The 3939-nt window shown below is 71.1% G+C and carries 3 protein-coding genes; 1 reads left to right on the top strand and 2 read right to left on the bottom strand.

Annotation, left to right across the window (positions count from 1 at the left end):
• Positions 1 to 23 precede the first annotated feature (23 nt).
• Together ACWGIU_RS31975 and ACWGIU_RS31970 are read right to left on the bottom strand one after the other, a co-directional pair.
• The gene (locus ACWGIU_RS31975) at positions 24 to 1502 is read right to left on the bottom strand and encodes a condensation domain-containing protein (protein ID WP_453711605.1); all 1479 of its coding nucleotides are present in this window, start codon (positions 1500 to 1502) and stop codon (positions 24 to 26) included.
• Between the two features lie 279 nt (positions 1503 to 1781).
• On the bottom strand, positions 1782 to 2540 hold the full coding sequence (locus ACWGIU_RS31970) for a GntR family transcriptional regulator (protein ID WP_453711604.1): 759 nt from the start codon (positions 2538 to 2540) through the stop codon (positions 1782 to 1784).
• Positions 2541 to 2773: 233 nt separating this feature from the next.
• Between ACWGIU_RS31970 and ACWGIU_RS31965 the strand changes: the two genes are divergently transcribed.
• Entirely contained in the window at positions 2774 to 3937 is a 1164-nt protein-coding gene (locus ACWGIU_RS31965; RefSeq protein ID WP_453711603.1) for an ABC transporter substrate-binding protein, read from the top strand.
• The last annotated feature ends 2 nt before the right edge of the window (positions 3938 to 3939 follow it).

Genomic DNA, 3939 nt, shown 5'->3' with positions numbered 1-3939 from the left:
GCCTGCACCCCCCGGGCCGCGGCTCAGCCCCGGCGGGCGAACGCGGCCACGTCCAGCGGGGTCCGTACGGACCGCCGCGGCGCGGTCAGGGCGATGGGCCGGCGGAATCCGCCGGACCGGGCGATCTCCTGCACGGTGAGGCGCAGCGCCTCCTGGAAGTCGCCCAGCGTCCGGCGGGCCGCCGGGGTGTCGACGTAGAGGGAGTTCATGTGCAGCCCGTCCGCGTCCCGCTGGAACCACGAACAGACCCCGTTGGCGCGCGCCGACCACACATGGGTGGTGGGCCGCCAGTCGCCGTGGCGCTCCGCCCCGGGGCACTTGCGCATGTCGATGTACGAGAAGAAGTTCACCGGGTACGGCCATGCGCGGGCGGCGAACTCCTCGGGTGCCAGCAGCTCCCACGCCCGCACGAACGGCACGTCGAGATGGCTCATCATCTCGCCGAACCCGGCCCGGACCGAGGCCATGACCTGGGCGAAGTCCCGGCCGGGCGAGGCGTCGAACTCGATGGGCAGGGTGTTGACGAACCAGCCCACCGAATGCGCCCAGGTGTCCCGGCCGCGCTCACTGACCGGCATGAGGCCGCGGTAGACGCCCGGGCCGCCGGCCTCGCGCAGGCAGACGGCGACCGAGGCGAGCACCCCCATGAACGGCTTGCCGTCGACCGCCAGACACGTCTTCTCGAACACCTCGGCCTCGGCGGCGTCCAGGAGGGTGGAGGCCTCGTTGACGATCGGGTACATGTGGCCCGGCTCGACACTCAGATCGAGGGGGAAACGCGGGAAGAACTCGCCGGCCTCCCCCATGAACGCCTTCCAGTAGTCCAGGCGTTCGTCGCGGGCATCGATGGACAGATAGCGCCGGCGCTGCTCCTCGGCGAAGTCGAGGTAGCTGGGGGCGGGCGGCAGTTCGACGCTCTCGCCGCGGCAGAGGCCCTCGTAGCCGGTCGACACCTCGCGGGCCACGATCGGCATCGACATGCCGTCGCAGACGATGTGGTCGAAGGCGAGGTAGACCGTCGCGGAGTCTTCGCGCTCCACCGCACCCATGATGAACAGCGGCCAGGAGAGCGTGTCGATGCTCCGCTTGAACCGTTCCACGAGGAACTCGCGCAGCAGGCCGGAGGTCGCGAAGGTGCCCACCTGCTGGGGTTCGAGGGCCAGTGCGGCGGGGTCGAACGGCTCACAGGCCACCTCGCCCGCCAGGCGGCGGAACGCACACCGCAGGACCTCGTGCCGCTGCACGAAGGAAAGCAGGGCCTGCGCCAGGGCCTGCTCGTCCAGCGGGCCGGCCACTTCGAAGGTCACCGCGACCCAGGACGCGACCGGGTCGTCGGCGGCCCTGCTCTCCTCGGCGACGGTGAAGTGCTTGTCCTGGTTGAAGGACGCCCTCCTGCCCACCGGGTCACCCCTGCCGGCGGCCTCCGCCGCCGTGGACGTGAGCCGCCACTCGACCACCCGGCCCGGTGCCATGTGGTGCATCTCCAGAGGAAACTGCCGCATTCCGTCATCCCTTCGCCCCCGAGTCAACCCCCAGGCCCTAACGACCCCCGGCCCGGGGAAGTGACGAATTCACCGGGGACGGGCCGGGGGCGGGGCGTCAGCCGCAGTTCACGGGGAGTTCAGGCCACCGCGCCGCGACGGTGGCGTCGCAGGAGGTCCAGCCCTCGCACGCCTCGGAGGCGCCGTCGGGACGCCATCCCCGGGGTTCGGCTTCGGCCAGGTCGCCGACTGGCTGCCCGGGGCCAGCGCCGAGACCCCGCGCCCGTCCGGCCGGCGCGGTCACCGGCCTCCGACGCGCCGCTCCAAGGGAGTCGCCACCGCTGAGTTGCTCACACTGAAGGTCACGCTGCCGGCCCGGTACCGGTCGTCGGACCACTCGATCGGGCGGCCGGTGGCCGTCGCGGAGACGTGCCGCTGACGCAGCAGCGGGCCACCGCGCCGGATCCGGAGCAGCCGGGCGTCCTCGCTGCCGGCCGGAAGCGCGTCGATGAGGTGCTCGCCGTAGTGAGCGGTGACCCCCCAACCCTCCGCCAGGCTGTCCATGACGGAGCGGCAGTTCACCGGCAGCGCCTCGACGGCCGCCGCGACCCAGTCGGCGTAGGCGGTCCGCTCCACCATGGTGGGCTCCCCGTCGAGCAGCCGCAGCCGCAATACGGCCAGGATCTCCGTCCCGGGGGCCAGCACGAGCCGGTCCGCCTCCTCGGCCGTGGCGGGTCTGCGGGTGCGGGACAGGAAGCGGCTGGCGGCCCGGTGCCCGAGGCCCTCGGCCCACTGGGCGAAGCTGTTCAGTTCGCCGAAGCTGTGCCGGCGCTCCCGGCGCAGGACGATGCGCCGCGCGCCTTGGCGGGAGCCGATCAGCCCCTCCGCGGCGAGGGTGGCGACCGCCTGGCGGACCGTCCCGCGCGATGCGGACCAGTGCGCCGCCAGGTCGCTCTCCGAGGGCAGGCGCGCCCCCACCGGGAGCTCGCCCGAGAGGATCTCCCTCCGCAGCGCCTCGGCGATCTCCAGGTATCTGGCCGTGCCCGCGCTCGTACTCATGCCCTTCGCCCCCTGATCGCCGTGTGCCGGCGGTGCCGTGCCGGAATCGCTGTGCACCGGTCTCCCATGATCCTTCCAACAGGCTCTGTCACGGCTTCTTCCGGTCATTCTTCTCTCTTCTTCGAGCTGTGCTCCCGGAGACGGGCCCCGTTCACCGTCCGTACAGGGGGCCCGGGCGAACTGGAGCCAACTTGTTCAGACAAGTGAACCCACCTTCGTCTCCGGGAGAGACCGTGCTCAGTTCCTCCGCCCGTCGCGGTGCGGCCGTTCTGCTCAGCGCCGCCGTACTCACCACGCTCAGCGCGTGTGGTGCCGCCCCTGACCCGAAGTCCGGCGGCGCCGACGGCGCCAAGAACGGCGTGCAGCCGGGCGCCGCGACCTCGGTCGCCGACTTCGGTTCCTTGGAGGCTCTCGCCGCCGCCGCGCAGAAGGAGGGCGAGCTCAACGTGATCGCGCTGCCGCCGGACTGGGCGAACTACGGCGAGATCATCAAGGCCTTCGAGGCCAAGTACAAGATCAAGGTGAACAGCGAGAACCCGGACGCCTCCAGCTCCGACGAGATCGCCGCCGTCAAGTCCCGCAAGGGGCAGAAGCGCGCCCCCGACGTCCTGGACCTCGGTATCGCCTTCGCCCGCAGCGGTGCGGCCGAGAACCTCTTCGCCGCGTACAAGGTCACTGCCTGGGACAAGATCCCCGCCGGCCAGAAGGACGCGGACGGCCGCTGGACCAACGACTACGGCGGCTACATCTCCATCGGCTGCGACGCCGCCCGCATCCCCACCTGCCCGCAGACCTTCGCCGATCTCCTCAAGCCCGAGTACAAGGGCAAGGTCGCCCTCAACGGCAACCCCACCAAGTCCGGTTCGGCCTTCGGCGGCGTCTACGCGGCCGCCCTCGCAGGCAAGGGCTCCTTCGCCGACATCCAGCCCGGCATCGACTTCTTCGGACAGCTGAAGAAGAGCGGGAACTTCATCCCGGTCGAGTCCACCCCGGCCACCGTCGAGAAGGGCGAGACGCCCATATCCATCGACTGGGACTATCTGAACGCCGGCTACGCCGACCAGTTCAAGGGCAAGGGCGTCGACTGGAAGGTCGCAGTCCCCACCGACGGCGTCTACGCCCAGTACTACTCGCAGGCCATCAACAAGGAGGCCCCGCACCCGGCGGCCGCCCGTCTGTGGCTGGAGTTCCTCTACAGCGCCGAGGGCCAGAACCTCTGGCTCAAGGGATACGCCCGCCCGGTCCTGCTCCCCGGCATGACCCAGGACGGCACCGCCGACAAGGCCGCCGTCGCCAAGCTGCCGCAGGTCCAGGGCACCCCGGCCTTCCCGGCCTCCGAGGAACTCGACAAGGCCAAGGCCACCCTCGCCGAGAAGTGGGACAAGGCCCTCTCCTGATG

Source organism: Streptomyces sp. NPDC054840 (assembly GCF_053611065.1).
Note: the sequence above shows the minus strand (reverse complement) of the source record. Positions and strands in the feature narration are given on the sequence as shown.